This window comes from Haloferax sp. DFSO60 (assembly GCF_046557615.1).
In the GTDB taxonomy this organism is placed as follows: domain Archaea; phylum Halobacteriota; class Halobacteria; order Halobacteriales; family Haloferacaceae; genus Haloferax.
Genome location: NZ_JBKIII010000001.1, coordinates 768,246 through 782,504 on the forward strand (window position 1 = coordinate 768,246; position 14,259 = coordinate 782,504).

Sequence of the window (14,259 nt, forward strand, 5' to 3'; positions counted from 1 at the left end):
GAGCGCTGTCGCTCGACGTCTGGGGTGTGAAAAATAAATCGTGAGACGAGACGAAAACCGAGGGCCGCTCTTAGAAGAGGGCCGCGGCGACAGTCTGTGCCGTCTCGATAACGGGCTGGAAGCCCGGCAGGAGGAGGACCGTACCGACCGCGGCGAAGACCACGGCGACGTACAGGCCCGTCGGCTGACTGCTGATTTCGATTGGCTGGGTGGGCTCTTCGATCCACATCGCCTTGACGACGCGGCTGTAGTAGAACAGCGACAGTGCGCTGTTGACCGCACCGACGGCGGCGAGCCACCAGAAGCCAGATTCGATAGCCGAGTAGAACAGGGCGTACTTCGAGACGAAGCCACCGAACGGTGGGAGCCCTGCGAGCGAGAACATGAACACCGTCATCGCGGTTGCGGCGATAGGTGCCTTGGCTGCGATGCCGTTGTAGTCCTCGAAGGTTCGGCCGAGACCCCACTTTTCGACCATGGCGATGAACAGGAACGCACCCGTGTTCATGAAGCCGTAGACGAGCAGGTGGGCCATCGAGGCGCCGAGGACGTTGCCGTTTGCGGCACCGCCATCGACGGTGATTGCTGCGAGACCGATGAGCGCGTAGCCTGCGTGTCCAATCGAGGAGTACGCGAGCATGCGCTTGACGTTCTCTTGGGTCGCTGCGGCGAAGTTACCGAGCGTCATCGTGACGACGGCGAGAATCGCAAACAGGAGCGACCAATCGACCGTGCCACCGCCGAGCGACATGACCGTGTCGAGCGGGAAGGCGACGATGAAGACGCGGAACGCGACGGCGAACCCGGCGGCCTTCGAGGCCGACGAGAGGAAGCCGCTGATTGGCGCGGGTGCGCCTTCGTAGGCTTCCGGCGCCCAGAAGTGGAACGGCACGGAGGCGGTCTTGAACGCGAACCCACCGGCAATCATCAGCACGCCGAGGCCGAGAACGCCGACGAGTTCGTCAGCGTTCGAGAGGTTGGCCGCGACTTCGGGCAGCACGAGCGAGCCAGTGACGGCGAACACGAGGCTGATACCGAAGGCGAAGACGGCCGACGAGAGCGCACCGATGAGGAAGTACTTGAGACCCGCTTCGATGCTGCCACGGTCCTTCTTGAGGAACGCGACGAGCGCGTAGGATGGCAGCGAGGCGAGTTCGAGCGCGACGAACACGGTTGCGAGCGAGTTCGACATCGCCATCAGCGTCATGCCCGTCGCGGCGAGCATGACGAGCGCGTAGTACTCTGCTTGGTAGCGCTGGTCTTCGAGGTAGTCGTACGAGGCGACGGTGACCATCGCGGCGACACTGGTGAAGATGAGCGTGAAGAACAGGCTCACTCCGTCGACGACGAGCGCGTCTCCGTAGAGGGTGATTGCGCCGCCAGTCGATTCCATGCCGGTTCCTTGGATGAGGAACCAGCCAGCGATACCGCCTGCGGCCAGTGCGCCGAGCCCAGAGATGCTGGCGAGCAGGCCGTTGTTGGACGTGTCGGGGTCGATACTATCGACGATGAGCAGCAAGAGCGCCGTCAGTCCGAGGACGATTGCGGGCGCTGTTGCCGTCCATTCGGGGAGCGTTTGCAGTGGCGTCATTTAGAACGCACCTCCCAGTTGGAGAATCGGGTTAACTGCTTCTTGGATCATCGTGAAGAAGATGTCAGGTGAGACACCGAGGACGATGGTCAACAGCAGAAGCACCGCGAGCGGTGCGACGTCGTGGAACGGCGCTTCGGTGACTTCGTACTCGCCGTCGAACCGGAAGGGTCCGAACAGGGTACGCTGCATTGCGAACAGCAGATACCCGGCGACGATGACGATACCGAACATCGCGGCACCGGTAAAGAGGGGCATCGCCTCCATGACCGTGGATTCGAACGCGCCCTTGAAGATGAAGAACTCCGCTGCGAATCCGGCCATGAGCGGCAGGCCCATGTACCCGAAGGCACCGGCGACGAAGATACCCGCAGTGACGGGCATCCGGTCGGCGATACCGGACATGTCACCGACCATGCGCGTGTGCGTGGTGTTGTAGATGACACCGACGGCCATGAACATCAGTCCCGAGATGAGACCGTGGGCGACCATCTGGAAGGTCGCACCGCCGACACCGTAGGTGGTGTAGGCGATGAGGCCGAGGATGACGTAGCCCATCGAGGACACAGAGGAGTACGCGACGATGCGTTTGAGGTCCTGCTGTGCCAGCGCGAGGAGCGCGCCGTAGATGACGGAGGCGACTGCGAGCAGTGCGATTGGCAGTGCCAGACTGCGCGCCGTCTCCGGCAGCATCGTGAAGTTGAACCGAAGCAGGGCGTAGGTACCCATCTTCAGGAGTACACCAGCCAGCATGACCGATGCTGGCGTGGGTGCTTCAACGTGTGCGTCCGGCAGCCACGTGTGGAACGGGACGACCGGAACCTTGACCGCGAAACCGAGGAACATCGCGACGAACGCGACGGTGGCGAGCGTGCCGGCCGGGAGACCAGCGAAGCCGCCGAGTTGACCGGCTTGCAACGCCTGGGCAATCTCGGGGAGTCGCAGCGACGTAATCGAGTCGCCGAGACCGAACACGAGCGAGATGAACCCGATGAACATCACGAGCGACGCGATGTTCGTGTAGACGAAGAACTTGATAGCCGCGTACTTGCGGCGGGGACCGCCCCAGACACCGATGAGGAAGTACATCGGGACGAGCACGGCCTCCCAGAAGACGAACCAGACGAAGAAGTCGAGCGCCGTGAAGACGCCGAGGAGGTTCGCCTCCATGAGGAGCATGAGTCCGTAGAACTGGGACTGGCGCTCCGAGATGGGAGTCCACGAGCTAACGATAGCGAGCGTGGTCAGGATAGTCGTGAGAACGATGAGCGGAAGACTGATTCCGTCTACGCCGACCATCCAGTGGAGGTCGTACTGGCCGAGTTGGAGCCAGACGACGTCTGTTTCGAACGCGATGTTCCCGCCGAGCAAGGCGTTCCCAGTTGCGTCGAACTGTTGCCACATGAGAAGGCTCCCGACGACGGGAACCAGACTCAGCGCGAAGGCTGCCTTCCCGGCATAGCGGTCCGGGAGGACGAAGGTGACCAACGCGGCGAGGAACGTGACTGCGATGAGCGCTTCGATTATCATGCGAACCATCCTCCGATGAGGCCAAGACCAAGCAGCAGGGCCGTGAGGCCGAGCGTCAAGAGTGCCGCGTAGTTGCTCACGACACCGGACTGGATGCGCTTGACGCGACTGCCAGCGAAGAGGCTGACACTGGAGATGCCGTTGACGACGCCGTCAACGACGCCCTGGTCGAACTTGTCGAGGACGCGCGAGATGGGCTGAACGACGCCCGTCGCAATCCAGACCTGGTATTCGTCTTGGTAGTAGTTGTTGTACAGTACCGTTTTGATGCTCCCGAGCTTGTCGGTGTGTTCGACAGGCTCAGGGACGTTGTACAGGACGTACGCGAGGCCAGCCCCAGCGAGTGCGAGGCCGAGCGAGACGGCCGCACCGATTGCGACGGTCCCTGCTTCACCACCGATGTAGCCCGAACTGTACGGGATGAGTTCGGCGTAGTGGTGTGCGTTCAGCGAGTCGAAGCTCCCGTCGAGGAACTGGTGCAGGAAGTCGATTCCCTTGATGCCGAGCAGTTTCTCGACAGGAACCATGTTGACGAGACCTGCGGTCGCGGCGAGCACGCCGAGGATGGCGAGCGGAGCCTTGACGTTCCAGCGGACGCCGTGCGGGTTGCGTGCCGTCTCAGAGCGAGGTTCACCGTGGAAGGTGAGGAACACCATCCGGAAGGTGTAGAATCCGGTGAAGAACACGGCGAGCAGACCCATCGCGTACGCGGCGAGCAGAATTGGACTGCCGCCGAGGCCGTGGATGAGCGTCTCGTAGAGGACTTCGTCTTTCGACCAGAAGCCCGCGAACGGGACGATACCCGCGAGGGCGAGCGACCCGGAGAGGAACGCGTAGTAGGTCACGGGCATCTTCTCTTTGAGACCACCCATGTCCCACATGTTCTCGTTGTGGTGCATGGCGATGATGACCGAACCCGCTCCAAGGAACAAGAGTGCCTTGAAGAAAGCGTGCGTCATGAGGTGGAACGTCGCGGCGACGTAGCCACCGGCACCGAGGCCGAGCATCATGTAGCCGTACTGGCTGATAGTCGAGTACGCGAGCACCTGCTTGATTTCTTTCTTGACGACACCCATCGTCGCCGCAAAGAGGGCAGTGAAGCCACCGATGAGGGCGATGATGGCGAGCGTCGTCGGGGTCAGCGCGTAGAAACCGTACATCCGGGCGACGAGGTAGACACCGGCCGCAACCATCGTTGCTGCGTGGATGAGTGCGGAGACGGGCGTCGGACCTTCCATCGCGTCCGGAAGCCACGTGTGCAGGGGGAACTGTGCGGACTTGCCGACGACGCCTCCGAGAACGAGGAGGCCGACGACGGTGAACCACATCTGTTCGCCCATGCCGAGGAACGTGTTGACCGAGTGTTCGCCGTGGAGTGCTTCTTCTGCGAGTACCGGGAACGCGTCGGGGCCAGCGAAGGCCGCCGAACCGAACGTCGCGAAGACGGCGACGACGCCGATGAGGAAGAAGTAGTCACCGAAGCGGGTGACGAGGAACGCCTTCTTCGCTGCACTCGGCGGGCCGTCCTGGCGGAACCAGAACCCGATGAGCAGGTAGGAACACAGGCCGACGAGCTCGAAGAACATGAACGCCATGAGCAGGTTGTCTGCGACGACGAACCCGAGCATGGACGCGGTGAACAGGCCGAGACCGGCGTAGTACCGTGCCAGACCGGTTTCGCCCTCGTCGTTCATGTAGCCGAGACTGAACACGTGTACGAGGAACGCGATGAGCGTCACGATGACCAGCATCATCGCCGACAGCGGGTCGATGAGCAGACCGAAGGTCAGGTTGACCGCATCGAGGCCCTCTGCCCACGTGTAGATTGTTTGGTTGTATGTCTGTCCACCACTGACAGCAAAGAGCGTCGCGAGCGAGAGCAGGAACGAGCCTGCGGTCGCGCCGATGCCTGCCAGTGCGCCTCCCTTTGGCATGTACTTCCCTGCCCCGAGTGCGATCAGGAACGACAGGAAGGGGAGGAGAACGATGGCCGGAGCGAAGTCGAGAATGCCTGCCATAGAGTTACCACCTCATCGTGGTCGCCTTCGTGACGTCCACGCCGTCGAAGTTGCGGTAGAGTACGAGGATGATGCCGATACCGACAGCGACCTCTGCGGCCGCCAGCGCCATCGTGAACAGGCTGAACGTTTGGCCCGTGACATTACCCCAGTACAGCGAGAACGCAACGAGATTGATGTTTGCCGCGTTCAGCATCAGCTCGACCGACATCAGGAACAACAGTGCGTTCCGACGGGTCAAGAGACCGAAGATACCGATGCAGAACACCGCCGCCGACAACAACAGATAGTATTGGGCGGGCACCATCAGTGGTCACCCTCCTCGTCGTTGTCGAACAGCGTGCGCTTCAGTTCGCGACCACCGTCGGTCAGAATCGTCCGCATCTGACCGCCTTCGTCCTCGCGGCGTGCGAGGAGGACCGCACCGACGAGCGCGCCAACGAGCACGAGGTCGATGATTTCGAACGCGATGAGCATGCTCTCGCCTTCGACGTCGCCGAAGCCGAGGTTGAACATCGTGTAGCCGATGCTCGCGGTAATGTTCGCGTCCTGTGCGAAGCCTTGTGGGTTCGGGAACGACGCACCGATGAAGACTGCGGCCATCACGACGAACAGTGCGATGGCGGCAATCCCTGGTACGAGGTGTGAACCGAGCTTCAATTGCGGTTTTGTGGTCATGTGCTACTCACCTCCGGGTCGATTCGCGTCAGCATCACGGCGAACGTGATAAGAATCAGCACCCCGCCGACGTAGACGAGGATTTGCATGGCGGCGAGGAACTCCGCCTGCAACATCACGTAGTGCACCGCGACGCTCAAGAGCGCGCCCCCGAGTAAGAGTGCGGAGTGCCAGATGTCCCGCACGAGGACGACGCCCAGGCTGCAGCCCACGGTAATGAGGGCGAACAGCGCGAACGCGATGGTTTCATAAACCATTGTGTGTGTCTCCTTGAGATATCCCTTTGAACATTTCGAGAACGTCCGCAGCACCGCTGAGTGGACGTGACTCGGCCGGTTCGGTCGTGGTTACAGGCATCTTACTGGTAGTCCACTTCGCCCTCACCCTCGCCGATCCACGCGTTGCGGTCGGGGTTGCGAGAGTTGAGTGGGTCGATGTCTTTGTACCACGGGACGTTCTTGAGCTGTTCTTTGTTGTAGACGAAGTCGTTCTTCGTGTCGGCGGTGAACTCGAAGTTCTGCGTGAGCAGAATCGCATCGACGGGACAGACCTCCTCACACAGTCGGCAGTAGATACACTGGCCGATGTGCAGGTTGTACTGCTCGCCGTTGCGCTTGTCGTCCTGAACGATCTGAATCGTGTCGTTCGGACAGACGTTCTCACACTGACGGCACCAGATACAGCGTTCTTGGCTGAACTTGTGGACACCACGGAATCGTGGGCTCACTTCCGGTGCAGTCTCGGGGTACTCGACCGTGAAGGTCTCACCGTCGAGTGCGTGTCTCATCGTCACTGCCATGCTTTTCAGGATTCCAATCATGCAATCACCCCCACGATGATGGCCGTGAGAACCAGGTTAGCGAAGGACAGCACGAGCATGCCCTTCCAACCGATTTCGAGGAACTGATCGACGCGAAGACGCGGTACTGCGGAACGCGCCCACTGGGTGAACAGGAAGAACGCCCAGATTTTGATGTAGAACCAGACGAATCCGGGCAGGAACGGACCTGCTGGACCGCCGAGGAACAGCACCGCCGCGAGCGCGCCACCGAGGAAGATGTGGATGAACTCACCGAGGTAGATGAGAACGAAGTAAACCGAGGAGTACTCGGTCTGGTATCCGGCCACAATCTCGGTCGGTGCCTCGGGGATGTCGAACGGGTTCCGTCCGATTTCCGCCATGTTTGCGACGAGGAAGAGCACGAACGCGAAGGGGTTCACGAACGCGAACCACGTCGGAATCGTCACGCCAGCGACCGTCAGAAGCGGTTCTGCCTGGATGGCGACGATTTCGCTCATCTGGAGCGAACCGGTGAAGATGACGACCGAAGCGGCGGTGACGACGAGCGGAATTTCGTACGCGATGTTCGCTGCAACAGCGCGGAGTGCGCCGATGAGCGAGAATTTGTTGTTCGACGCGTAGCCGGTCATCACGAGACCGAGCGACGCAATCGACCCTGCGGCGAACGCAAATGCGAGGCCAGTTTCGGGGTCGGCGAGTTGGATGCCGTTACCCATCGGGATGACGGCGAACCCAAGCAGCGCAGAAAACGGAATGATAATCGGTGCAATGTCCCATGCCGGGCGGTCCACACCCTCCGGAACGATGAGTTCCTTCGAGAGCAGACGCACTGCGTCCGGGATGATGACGAGCAGACCGAACGGCCCGAGACGGTTGACTGCAATGCGGTCACCGAATGCGGCCGTAATCTTCCGTTTTGCCCACGGACCGGCGAGTGCGGTCGTGATGAGCATGATGTTGGCGATGAGGAACGCACCGATGAGTCCGCCAACGACGTCTCCGAGGATACCTTCGAGGCCCAGCAGGCCACTGATGGTCTCTGGAAGGACCGTTTGCAGATTCATTACCGGTCCACCTCACCGAGAACGATGTCGAGGCTGCCGAGCGACGCAATCATGTCCGGGATGAACTCGCCTTCAGACATCTCGGGGAGCGTCTGGAGGTTGGAGAAACACGGACTGCGAATCTTGAAGCGTGCTGGCTTGTCGGTGCCGTCTGCGCGGATGTAGATACCGAGTTCACCCTTCGCACCTTCGACGGCGCGGTAGATTTCGGTGTCCTCGTCCGGTTTGAGAGTGCGCGGAACGTTCGCCTGAATGTTCCGTTCGTCCTCTGGCCAGTCTTCGAGCAGTTCGACACACTGCTGGATAATCTTCGCAGATTCCTCGACTTCGCGCATGCGCACGAGGAGGCGCGAGAAGTTGTCGCAGCCGTCTTCGACGACGACGTCCCAATCGAGGTTCTCGTAGTACCCGTATGGGTCGTCGCGGCGAAGGTCGTAGTCGATGCCAGAGCCACGGGCAACCGGCCCGGTCGCACCGTATGACTTGGCGACTTCCGGCGGCAGGACGCCCGTACCGATGGTACGTGCCTGCAGAATCTCGTTCGACGTGATGAGGTCGTGGTACTCTTCGAGGACCTCTGGGAGGTCGTCGATGAAGTCACGAATCTTCTCGAAGAACTCCTCGCGGGGTTCGGGAAGGTCCCAAACGACGCCGCCGAGGCGGAAGTAGTTGAACATCATACGCTGACCCGTGAGGTCTTCCAGAATGTTCTGGACGATTTCACGGTCACGCATTGCGTACATGAAGATGGACGTGAAGTCACCGTAGACGTCGAGTGCGAACGTACCGAGTGCGAGCATGTGCGATGCGATACGGCACAGTTCGGCACCCATCGTCCGGATGATTTGTGCGTACTCCGGCACCTCGATATCCGCGAGGTCCTCTGCCGTGCGGGCGTAGGCCCACTCGTTCAGGAGGCCCGCCGAGATGTAGTCCCAGCGGTCGGGGTACGGCATAATCTGGTAGCGGTAGGTTCCCTGCTGACAGATTTGTTCTTCACAGCGGTGGAGATAGCCGATGTCGGGGTCGAGATCGACAATCTGCTCACCGTCGACGACCGTCTTCACGTGAAGCACGCCGTGGGTCGCAGGGTGGTGCGGCCCGATGTTGACGTACATCGTGTTCTCGTCGTTGGCATCGCGGTGGTCCTCTGCGAGCGGGTTCGCGTGCTCGCGGAGGGTCGCAATCTGTGGTCGGTTCTGGTCGTAGTCGAGACCGAGCGGGTGACCCTGCCACGTCTCCGGAAGGAGGATGCGGCGGTGGTCGGGGTGGCCTTCGTACTGGATGCCGACGAGGTCGTACGCCTCGCGTTCGTGCCAGTCGGCCGTCCGGAAGACGGGTTCTGCCGTCTCGCTAACCGGGTTGTCCTTCGACGTGGGAACGACGACGCTCACTTCGTCAGTGCGATCGTCGAACTTCGTCAGGTGGTAGATGGACTCGTAACGGTCCTCGTACTCCTGAGCGGTCACACAGGAGAGGTGGTCAAAGCCCGCTTCGTCGCGGAGTTTGAACAGCGTCTCCTGTACTTGGTCGGGTCGGATGACGAAACCCGGTGCGTTGAGATGCTCTTCGCGGTCGATGACGAGGTCACCGAGGAGGTTCGCGAGTTCGTCACCACGGGAGACCGGTTCGGTCTCGCCGGGTGCATCTTGTGGTTCCAGGCTCATGGCGAATCAGCCCAGTTATAGCGCATCACGAGGTCGTCTTGGTCGATTTGGTCGGCCAATTTGTTGACAATCTCGTCTTGTTCGAGGTCGCCGAACTGCTCCAGTTCGTAGGGCTTGACCGTCACGGGGCTGGACTCACCGTTCGCAATTCGCTCTTGGAGCTTTGCGATACCGTAGATGAGTGCCTCCGGGCGCGGCGGGCAACCGGGGATGTGGATGTCCACCGGGATGACCTCTTCTGCGCCCTTGATGACGTTGTAGCCTTCCTGGAACGGGCCGCCCGAAATCGTACACGAACCCATGCCCACGACGAACTTCGGTTCGGGCATCTGGTCGTAGACGCGCTTCATGCGCGGGGCGAATTTCGAGACGATGGTCCCCGGCACGATAATCACGTCTGCCTGTCGTGGCGACGCGCGGGGCACACCTGCCGCGAAGCGGTCCAAGTCGTGCTTGATAGCGTAGGTGTGCATCATCTCGATACTGCAGCATGCGATACCGAACTGCAGCATGAACATCGAAGACCCACGAACCCAGTTCATGAACTTGTCAAACTTCGTGAGGATGAACGGCGACGAGCCGAACGCTTCACGAAGCTTAGAGTTGAACCGGTCGTCCGCGCCAGTCATGCGGGCGTCGCGGGTATCGGTCTGTACCTGTCTATCGTCTGTGACGAATGGTTTCTGTTCGCTACTCATGCGTCTTGCCTCTCTGTCTTACGACGACTCGCCTGCGGGCTTTTGACCCACTTGACGGCGCCGTTGCGCCACGCCCAGACAAGTCCGATGACGAGTACACCGATGAAAACGAGCATCGGTGCCAGAATCGTCCCGAGACTTGCGCCCTGTTCGAGGGCGGAGCGGTAGATGACTGTCCACGGGAAAATGAGGACAGTCTCGATGTCGAACACGACGAACAGCAGCGCGACCATGTAGTATTGTATGTTAAACTGGACGCGTGCCGTGCCGGTCGGCACCTCACCACTCTCGTAGGTGGCACTCTTTCCTTGTTCCGGTACGCTTGGGCGCAGGAGCGCCGATGCCAACATCATCCCGATTGGGATGCCGACAGCGACGAGGCCCATCGCACCGATTGCAATCCATTCACTCATGCCGTAGTCTCCCTGACGTGCGGCGGTTAGAAGCGCTCCCCTATAAGCGTTGATTTGTGTCTTTCGGGGGCGAGAAGCCGTCTATCCCAAAGATACGTGGAGAGAAGCCCCGAACCGTGCGCCGGGGGCGTTTCGGCAAAAATAGGCCGAAATTACTGGCTCGTGTCGCGGAATTTTTCCACGCCGAGATTGTGTAGTCTCGCCGACGTTTCGGCCACGTCCGCGACGAGGTCTTCGTGGTATTCGACGAGGCGGTCTTGGAGTTCAGGGTACGCGCGCGAGAGGGCCTGAACAGCCGACAGCGCGGCGTTGAACGACTTGCCAGCATCGACGGCGACGATGGGTGCGCCGGTGGGCATCCCGATGACCGAATCGACCGATTTCTCCTGCACAGGAACACCAATTACGGGAATTGGATAGGCAATCGACGCGGTCATGTTTGGCAGGTCGGCAGACTTGCCGCCCGCGCCCGCGATGATGACGTCGATACCGCGGTCGGCGGCGGTGTCACCGTAGGCGTACATGAGGTCCGGCGTCCGGTGCGCAGAGACGACGTAGGTCTCGTAGGTAAACCGCTCGTGCGGTGCTTTTCCGTACTCCGTTTGCTCGCCGAATCCGAGCATGTCGAGCGCCTCGTGTGCGCCGGACATCACGTCGAGGTCCGAGTCCGACCCCATGATGATACCCACGTCGGGCGTCGTCTCTGGGTCGCGGTCGTCGTCTGCCTGTGCGTACAGTTCGTCGATGAGGTTCTGTTCAGAGGTCATTGAAATTCGACTCCATCACGGAGTGTGCGTGCGCGTTCGAGGAGTGATTCGATGTCGGCGTCATCTTCGCTGACGGCGGTGAGATGACCCATCTTTCGAAGCGGGCGAACCTCGTCCTTGCCGTACCAGTGGAGCGAGACGCCAGACTCGGACAGTGGCGCATCGAGACCGCCCAAGTGGGCTTCGCGCGACGAATCAACAGTCCCTAAGATGTTCGCCATCACGGTCGGCGAGCGACGGTCGGTCGCACCGAGCGGCCACCCGAGAACGGCCCGAACGTGCTGTTCGAACTGCGAGGAGAGTGCGCCCTCGATAGTCCAGTGGCCGGAGTTGTGTGGACGTGGGGCGACTTCGTTGACGAGGACGTCTCCGTCGCTCGTCTCGAAGAGCTCGATACCGAAGACGCCGCGGCCGGGGAGGTGCGAGAGAACTTCGCGCGCGACACGGTCTGCTTCTTCGGTGACGGCATCCGAGGTTCGGGCGGGAACGATAGTCTCGTAGAGAATCTCGTCTTCGTGGACGTTCTCGCCGACGGGGAAAGTGCGAATGTCGTCGGTGCCGCGGATACCGATAACGGAGAGTTCGCGCTCGAACTCGACGAAGGATTCGGCCATTGCGGGGCCACCGACAGCATCGAGTGCGTCTTCGACTTCGTCGGGGCTGGTGACGGGGACGTTGCCGCGTCCGTCGTAGCCGCCGGTTCGAGCTTTCAGCATGACTGCGCCGAATTCGTCGAGGGCGGCGTGGAGGTCGTCGGCCTCGTCCACGCGGTGGAACGGCGGAATCGGAATGCCCGCCTTGCCGAAGGTGTCTTTCTGAATCAGTTTGTCTTCGATAGTTCGGAGGGCATCGGGCGAGGGATGGACCTGGATGTCTTCTTTCGCTGCGAGTTCGTCGAGGAGGTCCGGGTCCGCGAGTTCGATTTCGAACGTCAGCGCATCTGCGCGTGCGGCGAGTTCCGCCATCGCATCAGGGTCGTCGAACGCGCCGACGATTTGGTCGGCGACACGGGAAGCAGGACAGTTCGGTGTCGGGTCGAGGACGACGACATCGACGCCCAGCGGTGAAGCGGCCTCGGCGAGCATCCGCCCGAGTTGGCCCCCGCCGACGACGCCAAGCGTTGGTCCGGGTACGGTGACGGTCACAGTCGCGGGTTCAGTACGTCAGTGCATAAAACTTGCCGAAAAAGACGCCAAATTGGTCACGAACGTGTATAGAAATCGGGATGGGGGAGAAAATCGGGGTGTCGTCAGACTGCCGTTTCGTTGGCCGTTTCGAGCGCGTCCGCGTCGATGAACACGACGATATCCTCGCTCCAGAGTTTGAACGCGTGCTGGCGGACGACGTAGCCATCGAGTTCGGATTCGAGTTCTTCGCGGTCCCACTCGTAGGCGATGACGACCGGCGCGCCACGGGCGGAGACGTCGCCGGGTTCAGCCTCTGGCGGCGTGCTGATGTGTTCGACGCCCGCTTTCTCGAAGTACCACGGGAGTGGGAGGCGACTGTGCCACGACGGGCCTCCGAGTGGGTTCGACTCGTTTGAGACGTAGAAGTGCGTCTCGTCGCTGTTCGGTGGGTGCGTCCCGTAGAGGATGACGTCGGTTCCGTCGTTGTTCGCGGCGATGCGGTCGATATCGTCGAGTGTCGTCTGGAGGTCGTTTGCGGGTTGTGCCCACTGGAGGACTTCTTTGTCTTCCTCCGTCGAAGCATTCCAGTAATCGGCGTTCGCGGCCACGACGCCGCCGACAGACGCGAGCAGAACGATGGCCGCGAGTCCGAGTCCGACCGTATCTTTGGTGTCGAACGCGGTCCACGCCGACCGAAAGACGTACGCAGCACCGACGGCGGCGGGAATCGCCAGCGGGACGACGGCGTGGACGACGACCCACGGCGCTTGGATGTCGGTCGCAATCGGGTAGCCGAAGATGCTCACGATGCCCCAGTAGGTCGCAAAGGTGACCAACCAGCGAATCCGCCCGGCGACGACACCGTATCGGTCCACGATGATACCGAGAAGGGCGAACGCGATGAGAACCGGTGCGCCGTAGACGAACGTCTCGAGGAAGTCTTCGAGGTAGGGGAGATAGTCGTGCGACTGGTGGCCGCCGCCGAGCCAACTATCGAGCATCTCGGAGAACGCACCTGCCGACCCGGCGTCGATGACGGCCGGAAGTTGCGATGGGTTGCCGATAGCGTTCCAGAGGTCTGGACGCGGCGCGTAGAAGAACACGAAGACGACGAAGAACGCCGCAAGACCGCCGAGGATTCCAGCTCCGAGTCTGACTCCGCCTGCCGAGAGACTGCCAGCGCCGTAGTTTCGGACACGTTCAACGAGTGCCCGCGGCCACTCCGAGAAAACGATGTCGCGGGCAGATTCTCCCGCAGACGTGCGCGCCAAGAGTCGGTGGTCGAGGACGAGCGCCCCCGCGCCGAGGAAACAGGCGAGGTAGACGATGTAGTTCTCTTTCGTCGCCGCGCCGGTTGCAAACGAGACGCCTGCGGGAATCAGGTAGCCGAGGCGTCCGGTGTCGTAGGCGCGGACGACGAGTCCCAGCGCGATAAACGAGAAGGCCGCGACGAGTACGTCGTTGCGCATGAAACGCGAGTAGTAGACGAGAAGTGGGTTGAACGCGAGGAAGAGTGCGAGTGCAACAACTTCGTCACGGCGCAGATGCTTTCGGAAGAGCCAGGCTGAAAGCGGGAGGAGTGCGCCGACGAACGCGACGGGGAGTCGCGCTGTGAAATCGGTTGCAGGGAGAAGTGCGAACACGTAGTCGTTGACGACGGGCAAGAACGGGCCGTGGATAATCGGCCGATACGCGAATTCGCCGGTCTCGTGATAGCGGAGAATCCAGTAGCCGACGCGACCTTCGTCCCAGTGGAAGATGCGGCCGCCGAGGTCAACGAGGCGGACGAGGAGGGCGACCGCCGCCACGCCGAGGAGGGACAGAGCGACAGTAGAGCGGGACACCACCCCACCCTCAGAGTCGGTTTGCATGCCTCATCATGCCAACTGCGTGAATACAACGTT

At 61.2% G+C, this 14,259-nt stretch carries 14 protein-coding genes; all 14 read right to left on the reverse strand.

Features of this window, described 5'->3' with window-relative positions; translation table 11 throughout:
* Positions 1 to 70: 70 nt before the first annotated feature.
* Positions 71 to 1,591 carry an NADH-quinone oxidoreductase subunit N gene (locus ACK509_RS04050; protein WP_410765212.1) on the reverse strand — a complete coding sequence of 507 codons (1,521 nt, stop codon included), beginning with the start codon at positions 1,589 to 1,591 and terminating at the stop codon, positions 71 to 73.
* Positions 1,592 to 3,121, reverse strand: coding sequence for a complex I subunit 4 family protein (locus ACK509_RS04055; protein WP_410765213.1), 1,530 nt, complete (start codon positions 3,119 to 3,121; stop codon positions 1,592 to 1,594).
* The gene (gene nuoL, locus ACK509_RS04060; protein ID WP_410765214.1) at positions 3,118 to 5,139 is read right to left on the reverse strand and encodes an NADH-quinone oxidoreductase subunit L; all 2,022 of its coding nucleotides are present in this window, start codon (positions 5,137 to 5,139) and stop codon (positions 3,118 to 3,120) included. The genes ACK509_RS04055 and nuoL overlap by 4 nt, the downstream gene beginning before the upstream one ends.
* Positions 5,140 to 5,143: 4 nt before the next feature.
* Positions 5,144 to 5,446 (reverse strand): NADH-quinone oxidoreductase subunit NuoK, encoded by a 303-nt coding sequence (gene nuoK / locus ACK509_RS04065; RefSeq protein WP_410765215.1) that lies wholly within the window; start codon positions 5,444 to 5,446, stop codon positions 5,144 to 5,146.
* The gene (locus ACK509_RS04070) at positions 5,446 to 5,817 is read right to left on the reverse strand and encodes an NADH-quinone oxidoreductase subunit J (protein ID WP_410765216.1); all 372 of its coding nucleotides are present in this window, start codon (positions 5,815 to 5,817) and stop codon (positions 5,446 to 5,448) included. Before ACK509_RS04070 ends, nuoK begins: the two co-directional genes overlap by 1 nt.
* A complete protein-coding gene (locus ACK509_RS04075; protein ID WP_007539048.1) occupies positions 5,814 to 6,074 on the reverse strand; it encodes an NADH-quinone oxidoreductase subunit J in 261 nt (86 codons plus the stop codon). The genes ACK509_RS04070 and ACK509_RS04075 overlap by 4 nt, the downstream gene beginning before the upstream one ends.
* A 101-nt stretch (positions 6,075 to 6,175) precedes the next feature.
* A complete protein-coding gene (locus ACK509_RS04080; protein WP_390223611.1) occupies positions 6,176 to 6,637 on the reverse strand; it encodes a NuoI/complex I 23 kDa subunit family protein in 462 nt (153 codons plus the stop codon).
* A complete protein-coding gene (locus tag ACK509_RS04085) occupies positions 6,634 to 7,683 on the reverse strand; it encodes a complex I subunit 1/NuoH family protein (RefSeq protein ID WP_410765217.1) in 1,050 nt (349 codons plus the stop codon). Before ACK509_RS04085 ends, ACK509_RS04080 begins: the two co-directional genes overlap by 4 nt.
* Positions 7,683 to 9,350, reverse strand: coding sequence for an NADH-quinone oxidoreductase subunit D (locus tag ACK509_RS04090; RefSeq protein ID WP_410765218.1), 1,668 nt, complete (start codon positions 9,348 to 9,350; stop codon positions 7,683 to 7,685). The genes ACK509_RS04085 and ACK509_RS04090 overlap by 1 nt, the downstream gene beginning before the upstream one ends.
* A complete protein-coding gene (locus ACK509_RS04095) occupies positions 9,347 to 10,048 on the reverse strand; it encodes an NADH-quinone oxidoreductase subunit B (protein ID WP_410765219.1) in 702 nt (233 codons plus the stop codon). The genes ACK509_RS04090 and ACK509_RS04095 overlap by 4 nt, the downstream gene beginning before the upstream one ends.
* Positions 10,045 to 10,461, reverse strand: coding sequence for an NADH-quinone oxidoreductase subunit A (locus tag ACK509_RS04100; protein ID WP_410765220.1), 417 nt, complete (start codon positions 10,459 to 10,461; stop codon positions 10,045 to 10,047). The genes ACK509_RS04095 and ACK509_RS04100 overlap by 4 nt, the downstream gene beginning before the upstream one ends.
* A gap of 152 nt (positions 10,462 to 10,613) precedes the next feature.
* A complete protein-coding gene (gene purE / locus ACK509_RS04105; protein WP_410765221.1) occupies positions 10,614 to 11,228 on the reverse strand; it encodes a 5-(carboxyamino)imidazole ribonucleotide mutase in 615 nt (204 codons plus the stop codon).
* Positions 11,225 to 12,373, reverse strand: a complete 1,149-nt coding sequence (locus tag ACK509_RS04110; RefSeq protein ID WP_410765222.1) for a 5-(carboxyamino)imidazole ribonucleotide synthase — start codon at positions 12,371 to 12,373, stop codon at positions 11,225 to 11,227. Before ACK509_RS04110 ends, purE begins: the two co-directional genes overlap by 4 nt.
* Positions 12,374 to 12,477: 104 nt before the next feature.
* Positions 12,478 to 14,226: a flippase activity-associated protein Agl23 gene (locus tag ACK509_RS04115; protein WP_410765223.1), complete on the reverse strand. Its 1,749-nt coding sequence runs from the start codon at positions 14,224 to 14,226 to the stop codon at positions 12,478 to 12,480.
* Between the last annotated feature and the right edge of the window lie 33 nt (positions 14,227 to 14,259).

What these genes read in the sequence shown, in the direction of transcription:
- ACK509_RS04050 (WP_410765212.1), bottom strand. Translation starts at nt 1,591, where the DNA reads ATGACGCCACTGCAAACGCTCCCCGAATGGACGGCAACAGCGCCCGCA.
- ACK509_RS04055 (WP_410765213.1), bottom strand. Translation starts at nt 3,121, where the DNA reads ATGATAATCGAAGCGCTCATCGCAGTCACGTTCCTCGCCGCGTTGGTC.
- nuoL (WP_410765214.1), bottom strand. Translation starts at nt 5,139, where the DNA reads ATGGCAGGCATTCTCGACTTCGCTCCGGCCATCGTTCTCCTCCCCTTC.
- nuoK (WP_410765215.1), bottom strand. Translation starts at nt 5,446, where the DNA reads ATGGTGCCCGCCCAATACTATCTGTTGTTGTCGGCGGCGGTGTTCTGC.
- ACK509_RS04070 (WP_410765216.1), bottom strand. Translation starts at nt 5,817, where the DNA reads ATGACCACAAAACCGCAATTGAAGCTCGGTTCACACCTCGTACCAGGG.
- ACK509_RS04075 (WP_007539048.1), bottom strand. Translation starts at nt 6,074, where the DNA reads ATGGTTTATGAAACCATCGCGTTCGCGCTGTTCGCCCTCATTACCGTG.
- ACK509_RS04080 (WP_390223611.1), bottom strand. Translation starts at nt 6,637, where the DNA reads ATGATTGGAATCCTGAAAAGCATGGCAGTGACGATGAGACACGCACTC.
- ACK509_RS04085 (WP_410765217.1), bottom strand. Translation starts at nt 7,683, where the DNA reads ATGAATCTGCAAACGGTCCTTCCAGAGACCATCAGTGGCCTGCTGGGC.
- ACK509_RS04090 (WP_410765218.1), bottom strand. Translation starts at nt 9,350, where the DNA reads ATGAGCCTGGAACCACAAGATGCACCCGGCGAGACCGAACCGGTCTCC.
- ACK509_RS04095 (WP_410765219.1), bottom strand. Translation starts at nt 10,048, where the DNA reads ATGAGTAGCGAACAGAAACCATTCGTCACAGACGATAGACAGGTACAG.
- ACK509_RS04100 (WP_410765220.1), bottom strand. Translation starts at nt 10,461, where the DNA reads ATGAGTGAATGGATTGCAATCGGTGCGATGGGCCTCGTCGCTGTCGGC.
- purE (WP_410765221.1), bottom strand. Translation starts at nt 11,228, where the DNA reads ATGACCTCTGAACAGAACCTCATCGACGAACTGTACGCACAGGCAGAC.
- ACK509_RS04115 (WP_410765223.1), bottom strand. Translation starts at nt 14,226, where the DNA reads ATGCAAACCGACTCTGAGGGTGGGGTGGTGTCCCGCTCTACTGTCGCT.